Consider the following 26,073-nt stretch of genomic DNA (forward strand, 5'->3'; position numbering starts at 1 on the left):
TATGAGTGTAGACACGCGCAGGCAACGCTGCTGGCAAGACGCCAGTTTTACCCGCCCATAAACAACGGGAGCCATTTGGCTCCCGTACTTTTTCAACAGATTAACGCGGTGGATAGTTGGACAGGATCCGCGCCACCGTCTCGCGGATGGCATTGCTGCGATCCGCCGGATTCGGCGTGCGGCTGAGCATCTGCTCGTCGCTGCCGCGCCACACCAGTTTGCCGTCCTTGCCGTCGAGCAGATCGACCTGAATGGTCGCTACCTTATAGGTGATGTTGCGGGTTTCGTTGTACATCGGGGCGCCCCAGTAACCGTTCCACGGGCCGCCCCAACCGCCGCCGTAGTTGGTGGTCACCTGTTGCTGACGGTCCTCGACGATCAGGTAGGTCTGCACAAACAGATCGCCTCGGGCGCCCGAAGCGGCCGGGCGCAGGCCACGCTGATCCAGTTGGTCGGCGACGGCCTGACGGATGCGCTGTTCGGTCAGGTCGCTCTTGATCCTTGGATCGTCGGGGCGGTATTGCAGGGCGGGGTCTTTCCAGCTCCAGCTGCGGTAAGCGGCAAAGTCGCGGCTGGCGTCGAAGTCATGGTTGACCTGGTTGGCGGCGCAGGCACTGAGCAGCGCGGCCACAGCCAGTAAAGCGAGACGGCGGAACATGATTTTTCTCCGGTGGAAGACATGAACCTGGAGGAGCTTCTCATTTTCCAGAAGCTAACCGGGAGGATACGCCGACATGGCCTTTTCGACAGCCTCCCGAATCGCGTCGGTGCGATCACTTTGCTTGCCTTGCGTGCCGGTTTCGGCGCTGGCGCTCCAGACCGGCTGACCACTGCCGGCGTCGAACAGATCGACCCGCACCACCACGACCTGCTCCTGATAGGTACGGACGATCGGCACCGTGTTGTACATCCCGTAACCGCGGCCGTAACGGTCATATCCGCCGTAGCCGCCGTAATAACCGTAATCGTCCTGCACCTGACGCAGGCGGGTTTCCAGGCTCAGGTTGGCGCTGACCAGCAGGTCGGCCGGGCGATTGTCATGCAGCGGGCGCAAGCCGCGCTGATCCAGCGCACTGCTGACGGCTTCGGCCACTTGCGCCGAATCCGCCCAGGCCGTGCCCGGCGGCAGCTGACCGTTGAGCCACGCCCAACTGCGATAGCGCCCGTAATCCCGTGGCGGCGCGGGATAAGCGCTGCGGTCGAAAGTGGTCGCTGCCTGCGGAGGGGCCGGCGGCAACGGTCGCGACTGCGCTACGTAGGGGTTGCTGCCCTGGCAAGCGGCCAACCCCAGACAGATCAGCAGTAACCCTGAATGACCTTTCATATCTCGCTCCGATCAGATCGGCCGGCAGATCCAGTGCAAGTAGCGCCCAAGCCCGGCGAAGCCTGGGTGACGACGGTGGGCGAGTTCCATCTCGAGCAAATCAATCAACTCGGCGCGGGCCTGGAATTCCACCGGCATGTAATCGTGGAAAACCCGCACCCCGCTCTGAGTTTCGACCTGCCACAACCCGGCGAGTTGCGTCGCCAGTTCCCGTGGATCGAGTGGCTGCTGCGGGGTCAGGCTCTGCTTTTCACCGGCCATGTCGTTCCTGCGCATTTTCTTGAAATGGCCTTTGAGCAGGTTCCGGTAAATCAGTGCATCGCGGTTGTAGAACGCCAGCGACAGCCAGCCGCCGGGCTTGGTCAACTGATGCAGCACCGGCAGGATCGCGTGGGGTTCGGCCAGCCACTCCAGCACCGCATGGCACAGCACCAGATCGTAAGGCTCGGTGAGCTGGCCGAGTAGTTCCTGCCAGGGTGCCTGAATGAACGTCGCGGTTTGCCCGGCTTCGGCAAAGCGCTGGCGTGCGCCTTCGAGCATCGGTTCGGCCGGCTCGGTGAACGTCACCTGGTGCCCGCGTTCAGCCAGCCACAACGACATGTGGCCCAGGCCGCCACCGATGTCGAGCACCCGCAACGGACGATCCGGCAAGGCTTCGGCGAGGTCGGCCTGCAGCACCGCGAGGCGGATCGCGCCCTTGGCGCCACCGTAGATTTTTTCGGCGAAGCGGGTCGCCAACTGATCGAAATGACGGTCGCTCATCAGCTGAACCGCCGTTCGCTGTCGGCGAGTTTGCTGCGCACCACTTCATTCATGTCCAGGCCCAGCTCGCTGCACAGCAGCAACAGATACAGAACGATGTCGCCGACTTCCTGCCCGGCGTGGGCGAGTTTGTCCGCCGGCAACTGGCGGGACTGGTCTTCGGTCAGCCACTGAAAGATTTCCACCAGTTCGGACATTTCCACGCTGGCGGCCATGGCCAGGTTTTTCGGGCTGTGAAATTGCCGCCAGTCATTGCGGTCGCGAATGGCGTGCAGGCGTTCGGTCAGTTCAACAAGGTTCATCGGGCTCTCCTGAAGGCGTATAGCTTCGGGGGGAAGCTGCGCGAAGGCAAGCGCCAGTCGCCCGTTAAAACCCTCTATGCTTGCAGGGAACTCGACCGCTCCCGCTGCGGCCCAAGGCTCAGCTCTTTCATCAGGAAACAGACATGCAGGTAGAAAGCTTTTTCGAATGGCTGGGCCAGGCGCTCGGCTCGATCATCCGCTTCATCGTCGACGGCCTCAGCGGCCTGTTCAATCTGCTGGGCAACGCCGGAGGCAACTTTGTCGACGGGCTGTCGAGAGCGCTGGGCATGGACACCTCGATCATCAGCATCATCGCGCTGATCGTCGGCCTGATGCTGCTGTGGTCGGCGATCCGCGCGTTCATGAATGCCTCGATCATTGCCGGGATCATCTGGTTGCTGCTGGGATTGTGGCTGCTGAGCTGGATCATTCACTGACGCCGCCCGCTACAATGCAGCTCCTCAAGGAGCCCGCATGTCCAACCTGATCACCGACTGGCGCGACCGCCCGACCCATCGTCGCGTCTGGGCGCTCGCCGCCCCCATGATCCTCTCCAACATTTCCGTGCCGCTGGTGGCGCTGGTCGACAGCACCGTCATCGGTCATCTGCCCCACGCTCATCAACTGGGCGCGGTGGCAGTGGGTGCCAGCCTGTATACCTTTCTGGCCTGGGCCATGGGTTTTCTGCGCATGGGCACCACCGGTTTTGCCGCCCAGGCCGCCGGGCGCAGCGACGGTGCGGCCTTGCGGCAGATTCTGCTTCAGGGCCTGTTGCTGGCGATGGGGCTAGCGCTGCTGCTCGGAGCGCTGGGCGTACCGCTGAGCGGGGTCGCGCTGCACTTCATGCAACCGTCGGCGGAGCTGGATCAGCTGACCCGCGACTTCTTCCACACGCGCCTGTTCGGGCTGCCCGCGGCGCTGGCCAGTTATGCATTGGTCGGCTGGTTCCTCGGCACCCAGAACGCACGGGCGCCGCTGGCTATTCTGCTGAGCACCAACCTGATCAACATCGTGCTCAACCTGTGGTTCGTGATCGGCCTGGACTGGGGCGTGGTCGGTTCGGCGCGGGCCTCGGTGATCGCCGAATGGAGCGGCGCACTGCTCGGCCTGTGGATGACCCGCAAGGCGCTTCGTGCCTATCCCGGCCACATCGCCTGGGCGGCACTGAAGGTCTGGCAGAGCTGGCGTCCGCTGCTGGCGGTCAACCGCGACATTTTCATTCGCAGCCTGGCCCTGCAATCGGTGTTTTTCCTGATCACCGTGCAGGGCGCGCGACTGGGCGATGCCACCGTCGCGGCGAACGCGCTGTTGCTCAACGGCCTGCTGTTGACCGCCCACGCGCTGGACGGACTGGCCCACGCCGTCGAAGCCTTGTGCGGCCACGCCATCGGCGCCCGGGATCGTCTGGCCCTGCGTCGCTCGCTGGTGGTTGCCGGCGGGTGGTCGCTGCTGGCCAGCCTGGGCTTTGCCGCGTTGTTCCTGCTGGCCGGCCACTTGTTCATCGAAATGCAGACCGACATCCAGAGCGTGCGCGACACCGCGTTCATCTACCTGCCCTACCTGGCTGTCCTGCCGTTGATCGCAGTCTGGAGCTACTTGCTCGACGGCCTGTTCATCGGTGCCACCCGTGCCCGGGAAATGCGCAACGGCATGCTGGCGACCGTGATCCTGCTGCTGCCGGTCGCCTGGGCGCTGCAAGGTCTGGGCAATCACGGCCTGTGGATTTCATTCCTGCTGTTCATGGTGCTGCGCAGCCTGACGCTCGGGGGACTGGCGTGGTGGCTGCGGCGCACCGATGGCTGGTTCAATGGTGCCGCTCACTGAAGCGGCGCTTCACGACGGATCGTTCAGCCAGCGCCGACGCAACAGTTCGAGCCGCTGCCGTGGGGTCAAACCTTGCGGCAGCGGTGTCAGCTCGGCACGCGGATGCTGCAAACGCAGCCACAACCAGTCGTCCAGCAGCGCCTGTTCGCTGAACCCCAGCGCCAGGCCTTGCTCCTGAAAGGAAGAGATCAGCCGATAGCCGTTCCCCGTCGACTGACTCCAGCGCCAGACATGCTGATCCAGCAGGCATCGGTGCAGGCGTTCGCGCTGTTGGCGGGTCAGGCTTTGTTCGACCCGCAGAGGTTCCACGGCCAGCCCCGGATTGCGCAGCTGCTGCCAGCCCTGACTGCCGCCGGCCAGATCGGCCCAGGTCCCGCCGAACCAGCGCAACCAGTCTATCGGCCCGAGCCAGCAGCTCAATTGCCGGGCGTCACAGGCATCGAAAAAGTAGCTGGCAGTCTGGCGATTGTAGTAATTGAGCAGCGCACGATGATCCAGTCCCACCGAGACGGTCAGCATCCGTTGCAAGTGCTCGCGCAACCGCTGCTCCGGAGCTGCGCAGCCCAGCAGCAGCCCTTGCCAGGTCTGCGGGTCGGCATGACAGAGCGACGAGAGTGCGGGGAAATCGCGCAGATCGATCAGCCATGGCCCCTGCTCATCGACCGGCTGGAACTCCGTACCGTGAAACAGTTTCATGCTGCGCACACCCGAGAATCCCTGACGCAGCGTGATCAACGCCTGCTGTGCCTGCGCGGTGTCCAGCAACAACCATTGCGCACGCTGTCCGGGTGCCGCGACGCTCATCGCCCTTCGCTCGTTTTGAGCCCGGCGGCCACTCGGCAACAGCACACCGATGCGGCGCAGTGCCGATAACTGCCACCTCCGGGTATCAGGCACAACAGTAACAACGGCTCGGCCGCCTTCAGCCATTGCGAGAGACCTTCGCTGGCCAGGCGGTCAGGCACCGGCAACGGCTCTTCTTGCTCAATGGATTTCGCAGGCGCCAAAGCCTGCAGGACGCCACTGATCACGGGCTGTTCGGGATCGCCTTCGAGAAAGCTCACCACAACCTCCAGACCTTCCAGCATCAGCGCCGACGGTGCATCGGCCAGCGCCGGGGCCAGTGGCAGCCAACAGTGACTCGGGCTCGCCCCTTCGCCCTGATACAGCCAGTCAAACTGGACGGCAATCGGGCGCCCGGGATCCGGTTGTGGCTCCGCAACCGACACGACCCACGCGCGTTGCGGACTGCGCATGCGGTTTCCCGAGCACTGCGCGGGCACCGGGGGCACGTGAAGATGATCGGCGGCAAAGATCCGATTGCTGTAGGGCGGGTCGAGCAACTGATCCGCATGGTGCTCGATCCGGGTCAATAACCAGCGCCTGTTGGCGTCTGCGATAGGGTGACCGGACAACGCCAGCCATTGACCGCTGCGCAGGGTTGCCTGACAGGAGTCCCCCTGTGCCGTGCGAACACGCTGCAATCCTTCGCCTTGCACGTCGACCTGCTCGCTCATCAGCCAACGCCGTATGGTCGACGACGGGGCACTGCTTTCGCTGTTGACTCGCAAGTCGTGCGCTGACGGCAGCCCGGCCGGATTATCGCCGAACACCAGGCAATGCCCCCTGTCGCCATGCTCGAAGCGATAGTGAATCCGCGCCTGCCTGCACAACCGCTGCACCAGTTGCAGATCCGACTCTCCGTACTGGGCGCAGAACGTCTGCGGGGAATGATCGGCCTGCAGTTCGAATCGGCGCCGGGCTCCGCTGATTCCATGCTCGCGCAGGACCTGATCCAGAATCTGCGGTGCCGTGCGGTCGCTGAAGATGCGCTGGCTATATCGCAGGCCGAGGCAGCTCAACCGTGGCCCCAGCCGCACCCGGCACAATCGCGCGCCCTGCCCAGGCTCATGCTGGACAAGACTGTGCAGTTGCCCGTGCACGCCGTTGCCCGAAGGCCCGAAACACAGGCGAGCCGGGCGATACATCAGGCTGGCGAGATCCAGGGAGGGATCATCGAGCAGCAAGTCGATCTCGAAGGCAAAAGGCTCACTGATGGCTTCGCTACCCGTGAATGCCAGGACTTCAAGCGGAGTGGACAGACCCGCTACATCGAGACGAAACAACGGCTCGCAGGCTGGATCGAACATGGGCGATTCTCTACAGGAGGGGCGGCCGGGGATTCTCGCCGAGAGGCATGGCCGAGTAGAGTGCCGAAGTACAAATTCGGAAATGACCTACGCGAAAAGCAGACGACATCACTTTGCTCGCCTGGATGAAGGCCATTTCACGAATTTAAAAAGAAGAATCTCACCAGATCATCTGAAATGCCCGCTGTGCGCGGAACAATTTCAGACAATCTGGTGGAGTCGGAACCTGAACGTCAGGAAGACAGGTAGGAGGAGCGAGTCAGGCCCAGGCGCAAGGCATCGAGGAACTGGGTGCGCTCGCTGGCGCTGATGCGGGCACTGGCGCACTTGTCGCGGTAGTGAGTCATCAGTTCTTCCGGCGACAGGTGCACATAACGCAGCATGTCTTCGATGGTGTCGTGGGTTTCAATACCGGCGTGGTACACGCTGCCATCGGCGTTCTGGTAGATGTTCACCGAGTCGGTGTCACCGAACAGGTTGTGCATGTCGCCCAGGATTTCCTGGTAGGCACCGACCAGGAACACGCCCAGCAGGTAGTCTTCACCTTCGTTCAGCGCGTGCACCGGCAGGCTGGTCTCGATGCTCTGCTCGTCGACGTACTGGTTGATCTTGCCGTCGGAGTCGCAGGTCAGGTCTTGCAGGACGGCGCGACGCAGCGGTTCTTCGTCGAGACGGTGCAGAGGGATGATCGGCAGGACCTGATCGATCGCCCAGGTGTCCGGCAGGCTCTGGAACACCGAGAAGTTGCAGATGTACTTGTCGGCCAGCTTGTCGTTGAGTTCGTCCAGCACCTGACGGTGCGAACGCTGACGTGCTTTCAACGAGTTGTGCAGGCGACGGCATACGGCGAAGTAGCACTGCTCGGCCAGGGCTTTCTCGGCCAGGGTCAGTTTGCCGTCGGCGTACTGGGCAGCTACATCGCTCATGTAGTGAGTGGCACGCCAGTAGGTTTCGGTGACCATTTCGATATCGGTCGGGCCGAGCAGATCGACCAGCCACTGCACGGTTTCCGGCAGGGCTTCCTTGTTCTCGATCAGCGGAATTTCGTCGTTGTGTTTCTCGACGTCGGTGACCTGCACCACCAGCATCGCGTGGTGCGCGGTCAGCGAACGGCCGCTTTCGGAGAAGATGTGCGGATGCGGCAAGGCCTGCGCGTCGCAGAATTCCTTGAGCATGCCGACCACGACACCGGCGTAGTCGTCCATGTCGTAGTTGATCGAGCTGGCGTTGCGCGAGTGGGTACCGTCGTAGTCCACACCCAGACCGCCGCCGACGTCGATGTGATCGACTGGCAGGCCCAGATTGCGCAGCTCGCCGTAGTAACGGATCGCCTCCTTGAAGCCGTGCTGGTAGTCAGCGAGGTTGGCGATCTGCGAACCCATGTGGAAGTGCAGCAGGCGGATGCCCTGATCCAGGCCCGCCGCGCGGAAGCGCTCGACCACCGACAACAGTTGCGCCGCCGACAGACCGAACTTGGATTTCTCGCCACCGGTATCCGCCCACTTCGACGACGCCAGGGACGACAGACGCACGCGCAGGCCGACCTGTGGCTTGACCTTCAGCGAAGCGGCTTCTTCGATCACCAGACCGACTTCGGATTCTTTCTCGATCACGATGAACACGTTGTGGCCGAGCTTCTGGCCCATCAGCGCCAGACGGATGAACTCGCGGTCCTTGTACCCGTTGCAGACGATGGTGCCGCCCTTCGGCGCCAGCGCCAGCACCGCCAGCAGCTCAGGCTTGGAGCCGGCTTCCAGACCGATGGAAACGTTCTGGGTGGCGATGATGTTCTCGATCACCGCTTCCTGCTGGTTGACCTTGATCGGGTACAGCGCGGTGTATTTGCTCTGGTATTCCAGACGCTCGATGTTCGCATCGAAAGCGCCGGTCAGCTGACGGACGCGGTCTTGCAGGATGTCGGGGAAACGTACCAGCAGCGGCAGGGACAAGCCGCTCTTGCGCAACTGGTCGACTTGTTCGAACAGATCGATAGGCGAGCTGCTCGGGCCGTTCGGACGAACTTCGACGCGACCGGCGTCATTGATCGCGAAATACCCGGCCCCCCAATGGCGAATCCCGTAAACACTGCGGCTGTCCGCAACTGTCCATTGGCTGCCATCGTCTTTGCGTGTGCGTCGTACGGACATCGAAGTCCCCTATAAAGAAGTCATAGTGCGTCGCCTGATCGCAGGCCGGCGCAGTCTAAAGAATGAAAATGACGGTTCGTCAGCGGGGCGGTAGACCGCGCTGACAGCGTTGAGTTTAGAAACCGTTCATGAACAGGCTCTGTGAAAACCATGGAAACGACGTCAGAACCAGAAACTCTGGAGCTGAATCAAGCCGTCGGTGGGTTTCACAGAGGCTGCTAGCCGCCGGACTTCTTTGCTTTGAAACCGTGCTTGACCAACTCGGCCAGGAGCAGCTCGACATGGTCGCCCTGAATCTCGATGACCCCGTCTTTCAACGCACCGCCGGTGCCGCAACGCTTCTTCAGCGTTGTCGCCAGCTCCTTGAGCGCGTCTTCGGCCAGGGGCACGCCAGTGATGGTGGTCACCGTCTTGCCGCCACGGCCCTTGCTCTCGCGGCGCACGCGGGCAATGCCGTCGCCGGCCGGGATCACGGTTTGCTTGCAGATACAGGCGTCCACCGGTTTGCTGCATTCCGGGCAATGACGACCTGCGTCGGTGGAAAATACCAGGCCGCCCAGGGCGGCGAAGGATGCGGCTTTTTTGGCCACCGGCAATCCTCTCGGGAGGACAAAGACTGATCGCAGCCTTGGGCAAGGCTATCGACCGCGAAGCCCCACTCAGGCAGGGGCAGCGCTACTGCACCGGTTCTTCAATAAAAGCGGGCCGGTGCAGCTTGAAAAGGTCGCGCAGTGTAACGGCAAAAACGCCGATTGCTAAGTGCCAATCGGCGCCAATTTATGTGTTCTTTGCGACGTTGCTTTGCTGAGCCTTCAGATAACGTTTCAAGGCTGCCAGAGAGTCCGGGCAATAAGGCTTTTGCCGGATTTCCTGCATGACCTGCTCGACCGGAATGAAGCGCGCTTCGAGCACTTCTTCAGGCTGCAGGATCAGCGGCCCGTCCCACACCGCCGAAAACGCCGAACACCACAGACGATTGCCGGTGTCTTCGAAGTAGAAATGGTCGTGGGCCGTCAGCTCTACGCCACTCACGCCCAGCTCTTCTTCCAGTTCACGGGCCGCCGACTCGGCGTAGGTCTCGTGCGCCTGCACCATGCCGCCTGCTGCCACGTCCCAGTAACCGGGATAGATGGCTTTGCTCAACGTGCGCCGATGCACGCAGAGTTCACCGGCGGAGTTGAACAGCATGATGTAGGTGCCACGGCCGATCAGCCCGCGCTCGCGCAGGTCGGAACGTACCAGGGCGCCGAGCAGGTTGTCCTGCTCGTCGACCCAGGCGATCTGTTCGGCATCCGAGGCGGCGCGGTGGGCCGCCTCTCTGGCGCTCTCGTCCATGACTCAGCCCTGATTGAGCAGTTGACGCAAATCGATCACGGCCGCGTTGGCCCGGGAAATGTAGTTGGCCATGACCAGCGAGTGGTTGGCCAACACGCCGAAGCCGCTGCCGTTGAGGATCATCGGGCTCCAGATCGGCTCCTGGGAAGCTTCCAGCTCACGGATGATCTGACGCACGCTGACGGTCGCGTTCTTCTTGGCCAGCACGTCGGCGAAATCGACCTCGATCGCGCGCAGCAGGTGCGACAGCGCCCACGCCTGGCCACGGGCTTCATAGAACACGTTGTCGATCTGCATCCACGGGGTTTCGACCACTTCCTCGTCGACCTGCGGAACTTCACCCACCGCCGGCACTTCGGTTTTCAGCGCGGTGTTGAGCTTGACCCGGCCAACGCTGGCCGACAGGCGTTGCGACAGCGAACCGAGACGGGTGCCGACATCGCCCAGCCAGTTGTTCAGGTTGTCGGCGCGGGCGTAGAACAGCGCGTTTTTCTGGGTCGGGTCGGACAGACGCGCCTGATAACGGCTCAGGGAATTGATGCCTTCCTGATATTCCGACTCGCTGGACGGCAGGACCCAGCTCTTGTTGTCGAAGTTGAAGCGCGGCTCGGCCTTGGCCAGGTCGGCGTCTTCAGCCGATTGCGACTGCGAACGGGCGAAGTCCTTGCGCAGGGCACGGGTCAGGTCGCGTACCTGCACCAGCACGCCGTACTCCCAGCTCGGCATGTTGTCCATCCACAGGCCCGGCGGGAAACGGTCGTTGGAAATGTAACCTCCCGGCTTGTCGAGCAAAGTGCCGGCAACGGTTTTCAGGGTTTCGACGGTGGTGTAGCCGACCACCATCTGCTTGCCTTCCTTCTCGGCGGCAACCTGAGCGTTCTGCGCCACGGGAAACAGCGCCGGTTCCTGACTCCAGTACCAGCCCAGGCCAATGGTCACCAACAGATAAATGGCAACCAGCGTGGCCAGCGCCCGGCTGAACAACAGCCCGCCGACATAGCTGCGGGCGGCCGACTTGGGCTCGGCGGCACGTTCAGGCGCGCTGCCCGCGCGGTTCTTCCAGTCCAGCATGGCGATATCCTTTCAATCTTGGGTTCAACGGTTCGACCACAACCATACAACAACGTGCCTCGCCCCGGCACCCGCGATCAGGGTCGCGAAGAAAAACAGGCGGAGTTCGTCAGTGAGCGAAAGGATAGACGCAGGCTTCAGACGTTGAAAATTCGCATTGAAATCTGCCGGGCATCGTCCGGCATGAACAGATGAGCAATGCCTTCGGCGTCAGTTCGGCGCTGGGTGGGGATCCCGTCAACTGTTGCAATGTAGGGCTGCTGCGGCAACGGTTCGCCGGTCATGCTCTCGACCAGACGATAAATGCGCGGCGTTCTGGTGGGCTGGGGCGGGGGGTTGTTCATCAAGTCGAGCACCGCCTGATCGAAGGCTGACTGGACGGTGGACCACTCGCCGTCATCGGCTTCGGCCCTGAGTAACAGCCACTCGCCACGTTCGATGTGCTCCAGCACTTCACTGTCCAGATCGAGCATCAGACCTGCCCGCAGTTGATCGAGACCTTCGAGGGATTGCCGCTCCAGCAGCACCTTGCAAACCCACTCCAGCGCCTGGTCCACCGGATAGACATGCAGGCGCTCGGTATCGGTCAGGTGCGAATGATGAACCAGCCTCATCCCAGGCTCTCGCTCTGCCACTCATCGGAGCCCATCGTCCGGCTGATCTCGTGCCGCCAGTAGATGCGGCGGTAGCTGAAGTGGACTTTTTCCCGCTGTGTCAGGTGTGACGTGGCGGGATCCTGACAGTCGGGCATAAAAACCTCGGTGCTGACGATCTGCGCGTCTTCCAGTTCAATCGTATAAAAGTGCTCCTGACTACCGTGGGCCGATGTTCGATAGAACTCCAGACAGCACTTGCTCAGCCGCTCACCGGAACACAGGGCGACCTGGATCAGCGGTGACGCTTTGTCGATGGTTTTGGTGATGACCAGCGGCTTGTGCATTCGCCGCCCGGCACCCGCGCCCTTGGGCAGGAGAATGCCGTGGCTGAAGGCCTGAACCATGATCTTGTCCTCACGTCCGTTCTGGTAGCTGTTGCCCACCGACGGTTCGGTGAAGGCACCGGCGCTGATCAGGCCCTGGCGGCTGCCAACAATGGTCATGAAGGCTGGGGTTGGCATGGTATTGCTCCTTTTTTGGGTTGGGGTGGGGGAAAGGGGTGGGGTTCTTCGTAGAGATCTTCAATTTCGTCAAAGGGTATCCAGGGCTCGGCGAGCTCGAGAGTAATGAGGTATCGCTCTTGGTCGGGATGCCGAGAGTCTCGGAACCGTCCAAGGATCAACATCGCCTGATACTTGTCGCCGGCCTGCCAAAATGAACGTCCGGCGACCACACTGTCTCTGAGATAGGCTCGCCACTCTGGTGTGTCCGCCATCGTCGGATCACTTCGCGTCCCGACTGGCCTCCAACCGTTTGCGCACCATTGGGCTTGCAGATCGAGAACGACCTTCAAGGCATCATCGATCAACAGGGGCTCGACCTGAGGAGACATGCGGATATCACCGACCAGGTGACCCTCGAACGTGAACGTGAAGAACCGCGCCGGCGGCGTTTCGAATCCGTACTGCGGATCGACAAATCGCAGGCGCGCATCTGTCCTGGAAGCGCCACCCCAGACGCGCCTGCCAACATGGCCCCATATAACGAGGGGGGCGGTCGAATGCTCACGCATGTATTCATAGGTTCCGCTTATGGACATGGCGATCACGGAGTCGCCCCACAAAGGCCGTGTCAACTGACGTGCGGCGGCCACGGCCAGAACACCACAAAGCATGAGCCATGCCCAGCAACGCCATCTGGGCAGACAGGATCGCAAGCGCATCAAGCATCCTCCATGGCAGCGATCTCACGAATGGATTGCGCCAGTGCGTCCCTGTTGCTGTCATTGAGCATCTGGTGGAAACGGGCGGCAGCCCGCAGGACAAACACCATCCGCTGATCGAGATCGGATAGGTCCGCCAGCGGGTTGCGGCCAAAATCGATGGTGCGGCCGTCATCGACTCGCTGACATTGACTGGTGAGGGTCAACTCGATGGCCTGCGCCACACCGGAAGGGAAGCCGGTCACGTAGGAAAAATGATTGCCACGCAACAACGTCACCAAATGGCGATTTTCGTAGATGCTCGGCTGGAGAATGTTTCGTTGTTCGTGCCAAGCCAGCTGATTCACACTTTCGGCAATATTCCCCGCATCTATCGCCTCGAATCCATTCAAGATTTCTTGAAACGCCTCACCGAAAGGAAGCGCTTTCCCCCCTATGGGCCAAAGCACCGGAAACCTTGCGTGCCCATAGATCGTTCTCCGTGTTTTCAGACACTTCTTCAACTCCGCCAACCCACGCACCGCATAAAACTGATGCAGCGGATAAACATCCAGAAACAGCGTGGTATTGCCCATCGCCATCATGTCGTACACATGCCGGAACTGTTGCTGCACCAATGACAGCTCTTCACCCGAAGTACGCAAATCCAGCGAAGGCAAAGGGTTGCGCGCCCTCGCCTCTTGGTAATCCCCCCAGTCCTCGGCCTGTCGGGGCATTTTGTCCGGAGTGAGCAGCCCGGACTCACGGCGCCCGTCCCGCATCCGCTGCCGCGCCTCATGCTCCTGGCGGATCAGCTCGATACTGTCCGCCGCATGCAGCAATCCACAACCGACCTGCTTGGACGCGAACGCCGCCAGCCCGGCCCACTGGAACCGCGAGTCATGCAGCCACAGTCGGGCATACGCGGCGTTGATCGCCCGGTTGCGCTGCACCGGATCGGCGATCAGCACGCCGTCAGGGGCGACGATGCTCTCCGCCTCCCGTTGATAGGCACGCCAAAGGCACTGGCACGTCAAAACCGGCACCTCGGTCACCCTCACCCGTTCGCCATACAACATCTCTTCATTGCACTCACAGTCGGCAACGGGCGTGATGTTGTGATTCAGGCGCTGGGCATCGCTGGAGTATTTGTTGAAACACTGAGTCATGTCCGGGCAAACATCCGGTAGGGGTTTCCCTGACCCTACCAGTGCAAAACCCTTGCGAAACCGATCTTGGGAAAAATCAGAAAGCCCTGACAGACGATGACCATCCAGTGCGGGGGAAGCGTCCTCAAAAGCCTTGGGAAACATCCTTTAAGGCCCGGTTCACGGGCACTTGAACGACGAGCCAGTCCCGGATGAAACCGACCAGTCAGAAACTGAATAGTGACGCACAGCAGATTATTGACGTACGACACTCATGTAAGGGAAAAGAGGTGCTAGCATAGAGCCACCAGTCGATCTCAGCATGCAGCCTAACTAGTAGTCAGGATATGACCGAGCCAGAAGACCCCAGCCGTGAGCGCCTCAAGCACCACTTTGCCCAGCGGGTAATTCATCAGGCACGTCAGATTCTTGAGATATGGCAGCGCCTGCAGCGCAGTGAGTGGTCCACTGCCGATCTCGCCGAACTGAGCGAGGCTAATCTGCGCCTGCTGCGTTTTGCCGAGCGCTTCGAACAGCCCGAACACACGCAACTGGCCCGCCACATCAGCCAGTCGCTGGAAGCGGTGGACGCCAATCGCGGACGCCTGAGCAGCGGCCTGATCACCGATCTCAACCGTTTGATGCAGCGCTTGTCGCGCACCGGCCTGCGCCATGGCGATCAGCTTGATCAAACCTTTTTGCCGCCGCTGCGCAAACCGATCTACGTGATGCTGCAGGATCACGACCGCGCCGAGCGGCTGGCCAAGCAGCTGGAGTTTTTCGGTCTGAGTGCCCAGGCGCTGGACAGCGTGTCGGCGTTTCGTTCGTCGATGGTCGAGCGCCTGCCGGCCGCGATTGTCATGGACGTGGATTTCAGCGGTGCCGGCGTCGGTCTGAAACTCGCCGCCGAAGCCCAGCAAGGTCTGGAAGAACCGCTGCCGCTGCTGTTCTTCAGCCTGCACGAAACCGACACCCCGACCCGCCTCGCGGCAGTGCGCGCCGGTGGCCAGGAATTTCTCACCGGTACCCTCGAAGCCTCGAGCCTGCTGGAGAAGATCGAAGTCCTGACCTGCGTCGCCCAGTACGAACCCTATAAAGTGCTGATCATCGACGACTCCCGCGCCCAGGCCCTGCACACCGAACGCCTGCTCAACAGCGCCGGGATCGTCACCCGCACCCTGATCGAACCGATTCAAGCGATGGCCGAGCTGGCGGACTTCCAGCCAGACCTGATCATCCTCGACATGTACATGCCGGCCTGCACCGGCACCGAGCTGGCCAAGGTCATCCGCCACAACGACCGCTACGTCAGCGTGCCGATCATTTACCTGTCGGCCGAAGACGATCTGGACAAGCAGCTCGACGCCATGAGCGAAGGTGGCGACGACTTCCTGACCAAGCCGATCAAGCCGCGCCACCTGATCACCACCGTGCGCAACCGCGCCGCCCGTGCGCGCAATCTCAAGGCACGGATGGTCCGCGACAGCCTCACTGGCCTCTACAACCACACGCACATTCTGCAATTGCTCGAAGACTGCTCGTTCCGCGCCCGCCGCGAGAACAAGCCGTTGAGCTTTGCCATGCTCGACATCGACCACTTCAAGCGGGTCAATGACAGCCACGGTCACCCCATGGGCGACCGGGTGATCAAGAGCCTGGCGCTGTTCCTCAAGCAGCGTCTGCGCAAGACCGATTTCATCGGCCGTTACGGCGGCGAAGAATTCGCCATCGTCATGCCGGACACCGATATAGAAGCGGCGCACAAAGTGCTCGACGAAATCCGCCAGCGCTTTGCCGAGATTCACTATCCGGCCCAGCCGCAGGATCTGTGGTGCACCTTCAGCGCCGGCGTGGTGGAGATGCACGACGACTCCGACAGCCTGATGATGGCCAGCCAGGCCGACGAGGCGCTGTACCGCGCCAAAGGCGAGGGACGCAATCGGGTGCAGACCGCTCGCGACTCAAAGCAAAGTGCCACTTTTTCATCGGATTCGACCCAAACGGTCATAACCGTGTAACAGAACCGCAATAAATTCAGGCGCTTACCATTCTGCCGTTGGTAGCCGTCATGCGCCTGAAGTTGCTCACCAATCTCAATACTCTGTTGCTGGTCGCCGTCTGCGTGGCCCTCGGCGCCACGCTGTGGTGGTCGCAAAAAGCCCTGGAGCGCCCGTATCTGTTGATGGAGCGTTACCTGGGACTGTCGCAGCGATTTCAGAATGACGTGGCACGCAACGTCGAGGATTACCTCGCCAGCGGCGACGCCCTGCGCCTGAGCAACGCCAGTCAGGCCATCGATGATTTGCAGAAAGAACTTGGTGAGCTGCCGCCCGCGCTGGCCGACACCTTGCGCCCCAGCCTCGCCGACCTCGATGGGTTCAGCAAGACCGACCTGCTGGCTGCCGGCAAACTGGCCGGCGATCCACAAGCCCTGTTGTTGCAGGCCGAGCGCGAATTGAGCGCCAGCCTCGATCAACTCAGCACCTACGCCGGCGGCAATGCGACTTACCTGACACCCCTGCTGGTTGCCTCTCAACATCTGGGCAAACTATCGCTGGCCCGAGACAAACTGGTCAGCAGCGGACGCAGTGAACTGGCCGCCGATGTCGAGCGCGAAGTCAGCAACATCCGCGCCCAGGCCCAGACAATCGACGCCCTGCCCTTGCTCGGCGTGGTCGCCAGCAGTGAATCCGGCAGCGACGATTTCGCCGCGATGATGGGCATCGAAAGCACAGCAAAAGCCGCCGCCGAAGACGCCGGTGTCGGCCTCAAACGCGAACTCAACAGTCTGCTCGGTCGTTACCCGGCGGAACTGGCGCGCACCCGCGAGCAGATCCAGAAACGCACCGACCTGAGCACCGCGACCCACCAGAAAATCGCCGCCGTGCAGCAAGCCATCGCCGGCCTCGAACCGGTGGTACGCGCCCAGCACGGGCAAATCCAGGGTGAAGTCCGCCTGATGCAAGGCGTGATGATCGGTCTGATTCTGCTGATCGCGCTGCTGATCGACACGCTGCAACGACGCCTCGCCCGCACCCTGACCAACCTCGCGCCGGCGCTGTCGACCTGGGCCGAAGGCGACTTCAGCCGCGACATTCATCTGGGCAAAACCAACCGCGAACTGCACGACATCGAAGCCTCGCTCAATCGCCTGCGCGCCTATCTGGTGGATCTGGTCGGGACCATTCGCGGCAATGCCGAGCAAGTGGCCGGCAGCAGCCGCACCCTCGCCGAACTGAGCAACGACTTGCACAGCGGCGCCGAACATCAGGCCGGTGACACCGCGCTGATCCGTGATTCCCTCGGCGAACTGGAAGCGACCATCCAGCAAGTGGCCGGCGATGCGCGCCAGGCCGCCGACGCCAGTCGCCATGCCGGGCTGGCGGTCGAACACGGGCAACAAGTGATCGGCCAGAGCCTCACCGGCCTGCACGCGCTGGTTGGCGAAGTGCAGGGCAATGCACAGATGATCGAACACCTGGCCGAAGAGTCGGCAACCATCGGCGGCGTGCTGACGGTGATCCGCTCGATTGCCGACCAGACCAACCTGCTGGCGCTCAACGCGGCGATCGAAGCCGCCCGCGCCGGGGAAATGGGCCGCGGGTTTGCCGTGGTGGCCGAGGAAGTGCGCTCGCTGGCGCAGCGCACCGCCGGCGCCACCGCCGAAATCCAGACCCTGATCGCCGGCCTGCAAACCGCCGCCCGGCAATCGGTCGAGGGCATGCGCGCGCAGGTCGAACACGCCGAGGCCACGGCCAGTCAGGCGCAATCGGCGGACGGTGCGCTGGACAAGATTGTCGGCGCGATCCAGACCATCTCCGACACCGCGATCCGCATCGCCGACATCACCGCGCAACAGAGCGGTGCGGTCAGCGAGATCCGCGATCACAGCGAACGGATTCACCAATTGGGCGGGGACAATCTGCTGCGCATCGGCCAAGGCCGCGAGCAGGGCGAGAACCTGCTGTTGCTGGGCGGTCAACTGCACACCGCCGTGCAGGCGTTCCGCGTCTGACACACAGCTCAGGGCCAAGTCCGCTATCATTCCCGCACCTTTGATTCGCGAGATTGTCATGCGCCGTCTGCTCTGCCTGCTGTTTTTCATCTTCGCCCTGCCGGCCGGCGCCGCCGGTCTGTTCGACAGCAAACCCAGCGCCACGCTGGGCTCGGTCAACAACAGCGCCGATTTCCTGCCGGTGCGCGAAGCCTTTCAACTGAGCCTGGTCGAGAGCACACCGCAATCGGTCAAACTGCGCTTCGTCGCCACCGAAGGCTATTACCTCTACCGCCATCGCTTCCAGTTCCGTGCCGAACCTGCCGAGGTAAAACCTGGCGCCGCACAAATGCCCCAAGGCGAGCAGAAACACGACGAGTATTTCGGCGACGTCGAGGTCTACCACGGCATTCTCGATGTGGAGCTGCCACGCAATGATGCCCGTGCCTTCACGCTGGCCGTCACCTATCAGGGCTGTGCCGACAAGGGCTTGTGCTATCCACCGGAAACCGAGCGCCTGAGCATCGAGGGCGATGCAGCGGCAAGTGACGCGTCCACTCCGGTGACCGGTTGGGACTGGCGTGATCTGGCGCTGTTCTTCCTGGCGGGCCTGGGCCTGACCTTCACACCTTGCGTATTGCCGATGCTGCCGATTCTGTCCGGCGTGGTGCTGCGCGGGCAGGTCGGCGGTTTGCGTGGCTTTAACCTTTCCCTGGCTTATGTGCTGCCGATGGCCGCGTGCTTCGCGCTGCTCGGCGCATTGATGGGGCTGTTCGGCGCGCAACTGAATTTGCAGGCGCGGCTGCAATCGGCGTGGGTGCTGGTGCCGTTCGCGATGTTCTTTGCGGTGTTCGCGCTGGCGATGTTCGGCGTATTCGAGCTGAAACTGCCGCACTTCATCAGCAGCCGCCTCGACCGGATCGCCGGGCGCACCGAAGGCGGCTCGCTGTGGGGCGCGGCGGTGTTGGGCGTGGTGTCGAGTCTGCTGGTCTCGCCGTGCGTTTCCGCACCGCTGGCCGGCGCACTGCTTTATATCAGCGCCAGCGGCGATGCGCTGGGCGGTGGCCTGAAGCTGTTCATGCTCGGCCTGGGCATGGGCGCGCCGCTGTTGCTGGTGGCCACTGGCGGCGCGGCGTGGCTGCCGAAAAGCGGGCCGTGGATGATGTACGTGAAGAACGGCATCGGCGTGTTGCTGCTCGGGCTGGCGATCGGTTTGCTCGGCCGGGTACTGCCGGGGCAGATCACGTTGCTGCTGATCGGCTTGCTGGCCGGTGGCGTCGGACTGTTTCTCGGCGCTCTGGAATTCGTCTACAAACCGCCGCGCAAACGCCTCGGCCAGTTGCTCGGCATGTTCCTGCTGTTTTATGCGCTGGCCTGCTGGTACGGCGCGTTCAGCGGGCAGACCGACCCGCTGAATCCAATAGCCCCGGCACGCCTTGCCGACAGTGGCTCGACCGCGCAGAACAGCGGTTCGTGGCAGACCGTCAGCACCCCGGCGGAACTGGATCGGGTGCTGCTCGAAGCGAAAACCGCCGGCACCCCGCTGCTGCTCGACTGGTATGCCGACTGGTGCATCAGCTGCAAAGTCATCGAACACGAAGTACTCAATGACGCCACGGTGGTGGAGCGGCTCAAGGGCTATCGGCTGATCCGCTTCGATATCACCGCCAGCAATGCCGAACAGCGCACCCTGCTCGACCGCTACAGCCTGTTCGGCCCACCGGCGCTGATGTTCTTCGGCAAGGACGGGGGCGAACGTCGCGATGTGCGGGTGATCGGCGAGATCAACGCCAGCGACTTCGCCGAACGTGTTGCCAAAGCGAATGACCGGATTTAATCAGTCAGTCACATATTTTGCGCAAACATCGGTCATCGTGCTGGCTATTGCAGAGAACTGGACAGTCACAAAGTCTTTGCGGCATAGTCGCCGGGTTCTGACGAAGGCTCACCCATAACAAGGAACACGCAGATGGCAACGCTACTGGTGCTGCACGGCCCCAACCTGAACCTGCTCGGCACCCGGGAACCGGGGACCTACGGGTCGACCACCCTGGCGCAGATCAATCAGGATCTGGAACGCCGCGCCCGTGAAGCCGGCCACCATCTGCTGTATCTGCAAAGCAATGCCGAGTACGAATTGATCGATCGCATCCACGCCGCACGCGGCGAGGGCGTGGACTTCATTCTGATCAACCCGGCAGCATTTACACACACAAGTGTCGCATTACGTGACGCGCTGCTGGGAGTGAGCATCCCATTCATCGAAGTGCATTTGTCCAACGTGCACAAACGCGAACCTTTCCGCCATCACTCCTACTTCTCCGATGTAGCGGTAGGAGTGATCTGCGGCCTTGGCGCCAGCGGTTACCGACTGGCCCTGGAGGCTGCACTAGAGCAGCTTGAACACCAAGCTAAACGCCCCTGACCGACCCTTGGGAGTTGATGATTCATGGATATCCGTAAAGTTAAGAAACTGATCGAATTGCTGGAAGAGTCCGGCATCGACGAGCTCGAGATCAAGGAAGGCGAAGAGTCCGTACGCATCAGCCGTCACAGCAAGACCCCGGCGCAGCAGTACTACGCACCGGCTCCGATGCAGGCTCCGGCCGCTGCACCTGCCGCCGCTGCCGCTCCGGTTGCTGCTGCAGCCGCCGCTCCAGCTGCCGCTGCTGCGCCAGCGCTGAACGGCACCGTTGCCCGTTCGCCGATGGTCGGCACCTTCTATCGCAAATCTTCGCCAACCTCGCCGTCCTTCGTTGAAGTCGGCCAGACCGTGAAGAAAGGCGACACCCTGTGCATCGTCGAAGCCATGAAGATGATGAACCACATCGAAGCTGAAACCAGCGGTGTGATCGAGTCCATCCTCGTCGAAGACGGCCAGCCGGTTGAGTACGACCAACCGCTGTTCACCATCGTTTGAACTGCGGAGAGCCTTTGATGACTGCGAAGTTGGAAAAAGTTCTGATCGCTAACCGCGGTGAGATCGCCCTGCGGATTCTGCGTGCCTGCAAAGAGATGGGCATCAAGACCGTCGCCGTTTACTCCAAGGCCGACAAAGAGCTGATGCACCTGGGTCTGGCAGACGAATCCGTCTGCATCGGCCCGGCTTCTGCCGCGCACTCCTACCTGCACATCCCGGCAATCATTGCGGCCGCTGAAGTGACTGGCGCTACCGCCATTCACCCAGGCTACGGTTTCCTCGCGGAAAACGCCGACTTTGCCGAGCAGGTCGAGAACTCCGGCTTCGCCTTCATCGGCCCGAAAGCCGAAACCATTCGCCTGATGGGCGACAAGGTATCGGCCAAGCACGCGATGATCGAAGCGGGCGTGCCAACCGTTCCAGGTTCCGACGGCCCGCTGCCGGAAGACGAGGAAACGGCGCTGCGCATCGGTCGTGAAGTCGGCTATCCGGTGATCATCAAGGCCGCCGGCGGCGGTGGTGGTCGCGGCATGCGTGTGGTGCACAAGGAAGAAGACCTGATCGCCTCGGCAAAGCTGACCCGCTCCGAAGCAGGCGCGGCGTTCGGCAACCCGATGGTCTATCTGGAAAAATTCCTGACCAATCCGCGTCACGTCGAAGTGCAGGTTCTGTCCGACGGCCAGGGCAACGCCATCCATCTGGGCGACCGCGATTGCTCGCTGCAACGCCGTCACCAGAAAGTTCTCGAAGAAGCACCGGCACCGGGCATCGACGAGAACGCGCGCAAGGAAGTCCTGGCCCGCTGCGTCAAGGCGTGCATCGACATCGGCTACCGTGGCGCCGGCACCTTCGAGTTCCTGTACGAGAACGGTCGTTTCTACTTCATCGAAATGAACACCCGTGTTCAGGTGGAGCACCCGGTTTCGGAAATGGTCACCGGTATCGACATCGTCAAGGAGATGCTCAGCATCGCCGCTGGCAACAAGCTGTCGTATACCCAGGATGATGTGGTCATCCGCGGTCACTCGCTGGAATGCCGGATCAACGCCGAAGACCCGAAAACCTTCATGCCGAGCCCGGGTACGGTCAAGCATTTCCACGCCCCAGGCGGCAATGGCGTTCGCGTCGATTCGCACCTGTACAGCGGTTATGCCGTTCCGCCGAACTACGACTCGCTGATCGGCAAGCTGATCACTTACGGCGCAACCCGCGACGAAGCCATGGCGCGCATGCGCAATGCCCTGGACGAAATCGTGGTCGACGGGATCAAGACCAACATCCCGCTGCACCGTGATCTGACCCGCGACGAAGGCTTCTGCAAAGGGGGCGTGAACATTCACTACCTCGAGCACAAGCTGGCTGGCGACAAGCACTAAGCTTCAGCCCGCACCTGACAAGGCCGCCTTCGGGCGGCCTTGTTGTTTCCGAAGGTTTCATCTGCTCACACATTCCCCGCTCCCACAAAACCGTCGCGCTCGCGTAAACTTGCGCGCTTCTCGCAGGCCGCTAGGCTGCAATCAATCTTTTTCACAGGTGCCCGCCATGCCTTGGCTGCAAGTCCGTCTCGCCATCAGCCCAGAACAAGCCGAAACCTACGAAGACGCTTTCCTTGAAGTGGGCGCCGTTTCGGTGACCTTCATGGACGCCGAAGACCAGCCGATCTTCGAGCCGGAACTCAACACCACCCCGCTGTGGGCACACACCCACCTGCTGGCCCTGTTCGAGGGCGGCACCGAAGCCGCCCCGGTACTGGCCCATCTGGAACTGCTGACCGGCAGCCCGCTGCCCGAGCACCACAGCGAAGTCATCGAAGACCAGGACTGGGAACGCAGCTGGATGGACGGTTTCCAGCCGATGCGTTTCGGCCAGCGCCTGTGGATCGTACCGAGCTGGCACGCCGCACCGGAGCCGGACGCGGTCAACCTGCTGCTGGATCCGGGCCTGGCGTTCGGTACCGGCACCCACCCGACCACCGCCCTGTGCCTGGAATGGCTGGACGGCCAGGACCTGAAAGACTGCAACGTGCTGGACTTCGGCTGCGGCTCGGGGATTCTGGCGATTGCCGCCCTGCTGCTCGGCGCGAAAGAAGCCGTGGGTACCGACATCGACGTGCAGGCACTCGAAGCCTCCCGCGACAACGCCGGCCGCAACAATATCGCTGACGAACTGTTCCCGCTGTACCTGCCGGAAGACCTGCCGCAGGTCAAAGCCGACGTGCTGGTGGCCAACATTCTGGCCGGTCCCCTGGTTTCCCTGGCGCCGCAACTGTCCGGCTTGGTCAAGTCCGGCGGGCGTCTGGCACTGTCCGGGATCCTCGCCGAACAAGGTGACGAAGTTGCCGCCGCCTACGCGCAGGACTTCGATCTCGATCCGATCGCCAATCGTGATGGCTGGGTGCGCATCACCGGCCGTCGGCGCTAGAATGACTGCCTGCTCAATCCGGATCGCCGCATGACCGACAGCTTCGTCACCCAGTGCCCGCATTGCCAAACCAGTTTCCGCGTCAGCCACGCTCAGTTGAGCGTGGCCCGCGGGGTGGTTCGTTGCGGCTCCTGCCTGCAAGTGTTCAATGCCGCCAAGCAATTGCTGGAGCAACACGCAGGCAAGGAAGCGGTCACGCCGGTGGCGCCGTCAATCAGCGAGCCACCGCCGATCAGCGAGCCTGCGCCTGTCGAGCCACCGGCCATCGTCGAAACGCCCGAGCCGCGCGCCATCAGCCAGAAGCAATGGAGCGCCGCCGAGCTGGATCTGGACAGTCTGGATCTGGACGAAGAACTGGCCCGCCTCGAGCAACGGGAAATCCAGCCGACCACCGAGTTCGGCCGCCCGCGCGAAGACGCCCTGAGCGCTCGCCGCGACAGCCACGAACCGGAAGACACGAAATGGCCGGACAGCCTGTTCAGCGAGCCGGCGGATGAGCGCGCACCCGAAGTCGAAGATGAACCAGAGGCCATCGAGCCCGAGCCGATTCGACCGGAGCGCACCGAACCGTCGCTCTCGCTGGAGCCGGTGGATCTCGATGACGAACCGCCGATCCCGCAACTGCGCCTGCACGATCCGATCGACCCGAATGCGCGCCGCGAACGCCTGTCGGCAAGTGACGAAGTCGACGACGAACTGCCATTGATCGAACCTGCGCGCAAAAAACGCGAACGTGCCGAAACCAGTGTTCGCGCCGAAGCCTTGCAGGATCTGACCGACGATCCGCTGCAACTGGACTGGCAAAAACGCCGCACCCCATGGGGCCGTCGCCTGCTCTGGCTGTTGCTGATCGTGCTGGCCGCCGCCGGCCTGGGCGGACAGTACATCGCCTATCACTTCGATGAACTGGCTCGCCAGGATCAATACCGACCCTGGTTCCAGCAACTGTGCCCGCAAATTGGCTGCACGGTGCCGTCCAAGGTGGATATCGCCAAGATCAAGAGCAGCAACCTGGTGGTGCGCAGCCACCCGGAATTCAGCGGTGCGCTGGTGGTGGACGCAATCATCTATAACCGCGCGCCGTTCTCGCAGCCGTTTCCGCTGCTGGAGCTTCGCTTCGCCGACCTCAACGGCCACCTGATCGCCAGTCGTCGCTTCAAACCCGGCGAATACCTCAACGGCGACCTCGAAGGCATGGCGGAAATGCCGCCGCAGACGCCGATCCACATCGCCCTCGACATTCTCGATCCAGGACCGAAAGCCGTGAACTACAGCCTGAGTTTCCACTCGCCCGAGTGAAACGCTGCGCCGCTCCCGGATTGACGGCAGTTTTCTGACTGCGCGCCGCGCGACCAAACCGGCGGTAATAACAGAATAACTGTTCAGATTTTGTTCAATTCAGCCTTTATCCAGTCATCGAGAGCGGGTATCATGCCAACCCTTTTTCGAACTCTCATGATCCGGCCCCACTTCAGGGAAGTCCTATGTCGGCGGTACGCATCGGCCCATATACATTGCAGAACGGCTTGATCCTCGCCCCGATGGCGGGCGTCACCGACCAGCCCTTTCGTCAGCTGTGCAAGCGTCTGGGCGCAGGGCTTGTAGTCTCGGAAATGGTCACCAGTGACATGAGCCTGTGGAACACCCGCAAGTCGCGCATGCGCATGATCCACGAAGGCGATCCCGAGCCACGCTCGGTGCAGATTGCCGGTGGCGATGCGCAGATGCTCGCGGATGCGGCCCGGGCCAACGTCGAACTGGGCGCACAGATTATTGATATCAACATGGGTTGCCCGGCGAAGAAGGTCTGTAACAAGGCCGCCGGCTCCGCGCTGTTGAAGGATGAGGCACTGGTCACCGAGATCCTGCACGCCGTCGTGGCGGCGGTTGATGTGCCGGTGACCCTGAAGATCCGCACCGGATGGGATCGCGACAACAAGAACGGCCTGACCGTGGCGAAGATCGCCGAGCAGGCCGGGATCACGGCGCTGGCGGTGCATGGCCGCACCCGCGCCGACCTGTACACCGGTGAAGCCGAGTACGACACCATTGCCGCGATCAAGCGGGCGGTGTCGATTCCGGTCTTTGCCAACGGCGACATCGTATCGCCGGAAAAGGCCCGCTACGTGCTCGACGCGACCGGCGCCGATGGCCTGTTGATCGGCCGGGCCGCCCAAGGGCGGCCATGGATTTTTCGCGAGATCGAACACTTCCTGCGTACCGGCGAAAAACTGCCGGCGCCGGAGCTGATCGAGGTGGAACGCATTCTGCTTGAGCATCTGGCCGCCCTCCACGCCTTCTATGGGGACGTGATGGGCGTGCGAATTGCCCGCAAGCATGTGGGCTGGTATCTCGCAACCTTGCCGGGCGCCAGGGAATTTCGCGCCCACTTCAATCGTTTGGATGGTACGGAAACACAATGCGCCAACGTTCGGGAGTTCTTCGCCGAACGTTACAAGAGCCTGACAGGGGACGAAGAAGGGGTGGCCGCATGACGATGATGACCGAGACTTTAGTGAGTGGAACAACACCCGTGAGCGACAACGTGAATTTGAAACAGCACCTCAATACGCCGAGCGAAGAAGGTCAGACCCTTCGCGGGAGTGTCGAGAAGGCGCTGCACAATTATTTCGCCCACCTTGAGGGCGCGTCCGTCACGGACGTGTACAACCTGGTGCTCTCCGAAGTCGAGGCTCCCCTGCTCGAAAGCGTGATGAACTACGTCAAGGGCAACCAGACCAAGGCCAGCGAGCTGCTCGGACTGAACCGCGGCACGCTGCGCAAGAAACTCAAGCAGTACGATCTGCTGTAAGCATTCAATCAAACCAGAAAGGCGCCCGCGTAAAACCGGTCGCCTTTTTTGCTGACTTCCCTTGCT

The 26,073-nt window shown here is 62.1% G+C and carries 25 protein-coding genes and 1 pseudogene; 12 read left to right on the forward strand and 14 right to left on the reverse strand.

The window, feature by feature from the left end; all coding sequences use genetic code 11:
• Positions 1–100: 100 nt before the first annotated feature.
• The 4 genes from CAF77_RS24990 to CAF77_RS25005 are packed head-to-tail and all read right to left on the reverse strand — an operon-like array spanning position 101 to position 2,388.
• Positions 101–658, reverse strand: coding sequence for a DUF4136 domain-containing protein (locus tag CAF77_RS24990; RefSeq protein ID WP_007951006.1), 558 nt, complete (start codon positions 656–658; stop codon positions 101–103).
• 54 nt (positions 659–712) lie between these two features.
• Complete coding sequence (locus CAF77_RS24995) at positions 713–1,324, reverse strand: DUF4136 domain-containing protein (RefSeq protein WP_064379241.1); 612 nt, start codon at positions 1,322–1,324, stop codon at positions 713–715.
• A gap of 12 nt (positions 1,325–1,336) precedes the next feature.
• Positions 1,337–2,086 (reverse strand): methyltransferase, encoded by a 750-nt coding sequence (locus CAF77_RS25000; protein ID WP_064379239.1) that lies wholly within the window; start codon positions 2,084–2,086, stop codon positions 1,337–1,339.
• Positions 2,086–2,388 (reverse strand): MazG-like family protein, encoded by a 303-nt coding sequence (locus tag CAF77_RS25005; protein ID WP_007951009.1) that lies wholly within the window; start codon positions 2,386–2,388, stop codon positions 2,086–2,088. Before CAF77_RS25005 ends, CAF77_RS25000 begins: the two co-directional genes overlap by 1 nt.
• Before the next feature lie 143 nt (positions 2,389–2,531).
• Here CAF77_RS25005 and CAF77_RS25010 point away from each other — a divergent pair, with 143 nt between their 5' ends.
• Both CAF77_RS25010 and CAF77_RS25015 read left to right on the forward strand, forming a co-directional pair.
• A complete protein-coding gene (locus CAF77_RS25010) occupies positions 2,532–2,825 on the forward strand; it encodes a hypothetical protein (RefSeq protein WP_064379237.1) in 294 nt (97 codons plus the stop codon).
• 37 nt (positions 2,826–2,862) lie between these two features.
• Complete coding sequence (locus CAF77_RS25015; RefSeq protein ID WP_064379236.1) at positions 2,863–4,212, forward strand: MATE family efflux transporter; 1,350 nt, start codon at positions 2,863–2,865, stop codon at positions 4,210–4,212.
• 9 nt (positions 4,213–4,221) lie between these two features.
• Here CAF77_RS25015 and CAF77_RS25020 read toward each other — a convergent pair whose 3' ends face one another.
• From CAF77_RS25020 to CAF77_RS25065, 10 genes are all read right to left on the reverse strand, one after another.
• The gene (locus tag CAF77_RS25020; protein WP_064379234.1) at positions 4,222–5,016 is read right to left on the reverse strand and encodes a DUF4123 domain-containing protein; all 795 of its coding nucleotides are present in this window, start codon (positions 5,014–5,016) and stop codon (positions 4,222–4,224) included.
• Positions 5,013–6,362: a type VI secretion system Vgr family protein gene (locus CAF77_RS25025; RefSeq protein WP_064379232.1), complete on the reverse strand. Its 1,350-nt coding sequence runs from the start codon at positions 6,360–6,362 to the stop codon at positions 5,013–5,015. The genes CAF77_RS25020 and CAF77_RS25025 overlap by 4 nt, the downstream gene beginning before the upstream one ends.
• A 233-nt stretch (positions 6,363–6,595) precedes the next feature.
• Positions 6,596–8,509 (reverse strand): arginine decarboxylase, encoded by a 1,914-nt coding sequence (gene speA, locus CAF77_RS25030; protein WP_039772053.1) that lies wholly within the window; start codon positions 8,507–8,509, stop codon positions 6,596–6,598.
• Positions 8,510–8,727: 218 nt separating this feature from the next.
• Positions 8,728–9,099, reverse strand: coding sequence for a translation initiation factor Sui1 (locus CAF77_RS25035; RefSeq protein WP_064379228.1), 372 nt, complete (start codon positions 9,097–9,099; stop codon positions 8,728–8,730).
• 187 nt (positions 9,100–9,286) lie between these two features.
• Positions 9,287–9,844 carry an NUDIX hydrolase gene (locus CAF77_RS25040; RefSeq protein WP_064379226.1) on the reverse strand — a complete coding sequence of 186 codons (558 nt, stop codon included), beginning with the start codon at positions 9,842–9,844 and terminating at the stop codon, positions 9,287–9,289.
• A 3-nt stretch (positions 9,845–9,847) separates the two neighbouring features.
• Positions 9,848–10,915 carry a DUF2333 family protein gene (locus CAF77_RS25045; RefSeq protein ID WP_064379224.1) on the reverse strand — a complete coding sequence of 356 codons (1,068 nt, stop codon included), beginning with the start codon at positions 10,913–10,915 and terminating at the stop codon, positions 9,848–9,850.
• Between the two features lie 137 nt (positions 10,916–11,052).
• The gene (locus CAF77_RS25050) at positions 11,053–11,529 is read right to left on the reverse strand and encodes a hypothetical protein (RefSeq protein ID WP_064379222.1); all 477 of its coding nucleotides are present in this window, start codon (positions 11,527–11,529) and stop codon (positions 11,053–11,055) included.
• The gene (locus tag CAF77_RS25055; RefSeq protein WP_064379220.1) at positions 11,526–12,032 is read right to left on the reverse strand and encodes an Hcp family type VI secretion system effector; all 507 of its coding nucleotides are present in this window, start codon (positions 12,030–12,032) and stop codon (positions 11,526–11,528) included. Before CAF77_RS25055 ends, CAF77_RS25050 begins: the two co-directional genes overlap by 4 nt.
• On the reverse strand, positions 12,011–12,664 hold the full coding sequence (locus tag CAF77_RS25060) for a hypothetical protein (RefSeq protein ID WP_335743212.1): 654 nt from the start codon (positions 12,662–12,664) through the stop codon (positions 12,011–12,013). The genes CAF77_RS25055 and CAF77_RS25060 overlap by 22 nt, the downstream gene beginning before the upstream one ends.
• Before the next feature lie 68 nt (positions 12,665–12,732).
• Complete coding sequence (locus CAF77_RS25065) at positions 12,733–13,881, reverse strand: DUF2515 family protein (RefSeq protein ID WP_085655566.1); 1,149 nt, start codon at positions 13,879–13,881, stop codon at positions 12,733–12,735.
• 326 nt (positions 13,882–14,207) lie between these two features.
• Here CAF77_RS25065 and gcbA point away from each other — a divergent pair, with 326 nt between their 5' ends.
• The 10 genes and pseudogenes from gcbA (at position 14,208) to fis (ending at position 26,007) form a co-directional block, all read left to right on the forward strand.
• Positions 14,208–15,878 carry a diguanylate cyclase GcbA gene (gcbA, locus tag CAF77_RS25070; protein ID WP_064379216.1) on the forward strand — a complete coding sequence of 557 codons (1,671 nt, stop codon included), beginning with the start codon at positions 14,208–14,210 and terminating at the stop codon, positions 15,876–15,878.
• Positions 15,879–17,368: 1,490 nt separating this feature from the next.
• Positions 17,369–17,875: pseudogene (locus CAF77_RS29815) on the forward strand (methyl-accepting chemotaxis protein); the annotation flags it as partial.
• A gap of 58 nt (positions 17,876–17,933) precedes the next feature.
• Positions 17,934–19,691 (forward strand): protein-disulfide reductase DsbD, encoded by a 1,758-nt coding sequence (locus CAF77_RS25080; protein WP_085655568.1) that lies wholly within the window; start codon positions 17,934–17,936, stop codon positions 19,689–19,691.
• 132 nt (positions 19,692–19,823) lie between these two features.
• Positions 19,824–20,279 carry a type II 3-dehydroquinate dehydratase gene (gene aroQ, locus CAF77_RS25085; protein ID WP_011332265.1) on the forward strand — a complete coding sequence of 152 codons (456 nt, stop codon included), beginning with the start codon at positions 19,824–19,826 and terminating at the stop codon, positions 20,277–20,279.
• A 24-nt stretch (positions 20,280–20,303) separates the two neighbouring features.
• Positions 20,304–20,774 carry an acetyl-CoA carboxylase biotin carboxyl carrier protein gene (accB, locus tag CAF77_RS25090; RefSeq protein WP_064379210.1) on the forward strand — a complete coding sequence of 157 codons (471 nt, stop codon included), beginning with the start codon at positions 20,304–20,306 and terminating at the stop codon, positions 20,772–20,774.
• Positions 20,775–20,791: 17 nt separating this feature from the next.
• A complete protein-coding gene (gene accC / locus CAF77_RS25095) occupies positions 20,792–22,150 on the forward strand; it encodes an acetyl-CoA carboxylase biotin carboxylase subunit (protein WP_085655569.1) in 1,359 nt (452 codons plus the stop codon).
• Between the two features lie 166 nt (positions 22,151–22,316).
• Positions 22,317–23,195 (forward strand): 50S ribosomal protein L11 methyltransferase, encoded by an 879-nt coding sequence (gene prmA / locus CAF77_RS25100; protein ID WP_007951025.1) that lies wholly within the window; start codon positions 22,317–22,319, stop codon positions 23,193–23,195.
• Positions 23,196–23,225: 30 nt separating this feature from the next.
• Entirely contained in the window at positions 23,226–24,494 is a 1,269-nt protein-coding gene (locus CAF77_RS25105) for a DUF3426 domain-containing protein (protein WP_085655570.1), read from the forward strand.
• Between the two features lie 185 nt (positions 24,495–24,679).
• Entirely contained in the window at positions 24,680–25,690 is a 1,011-nt protein-coding gene (gene dusB / locus CAF77_RS25110; RefSeq protein ID WP_085655571.1) for a tRNA dihydrouridine synthase DusB, read from the forward strand.
• A complete protein-coding gene (gene fis / locus CAF77_RS25115; RefSeq protein WP_002555375.1) occupies positions 25,687–26,007 on the forward strand; it encodes a DNA-binding transcriptional regulator Fis in 321 nt (106 codons plus the stop codon). Before dusB ends, fis begins: the two co-directional genes overlap by 4 nt.
• Positions 26,008–26,073: the final 66 nt, after the last annotated feature.

It is taken from the genome of Pseudomonas sp. R15(2017) (genome assembly GCF_002112685.1).
Taxonomy (GTDB): Bacteria; Pseudomonadota; Gammaproteobacteria; order Pseudomonadales; family Pseudomonadaceae; genus Aquipseudomonas; species Aquipseudomonas glycinae.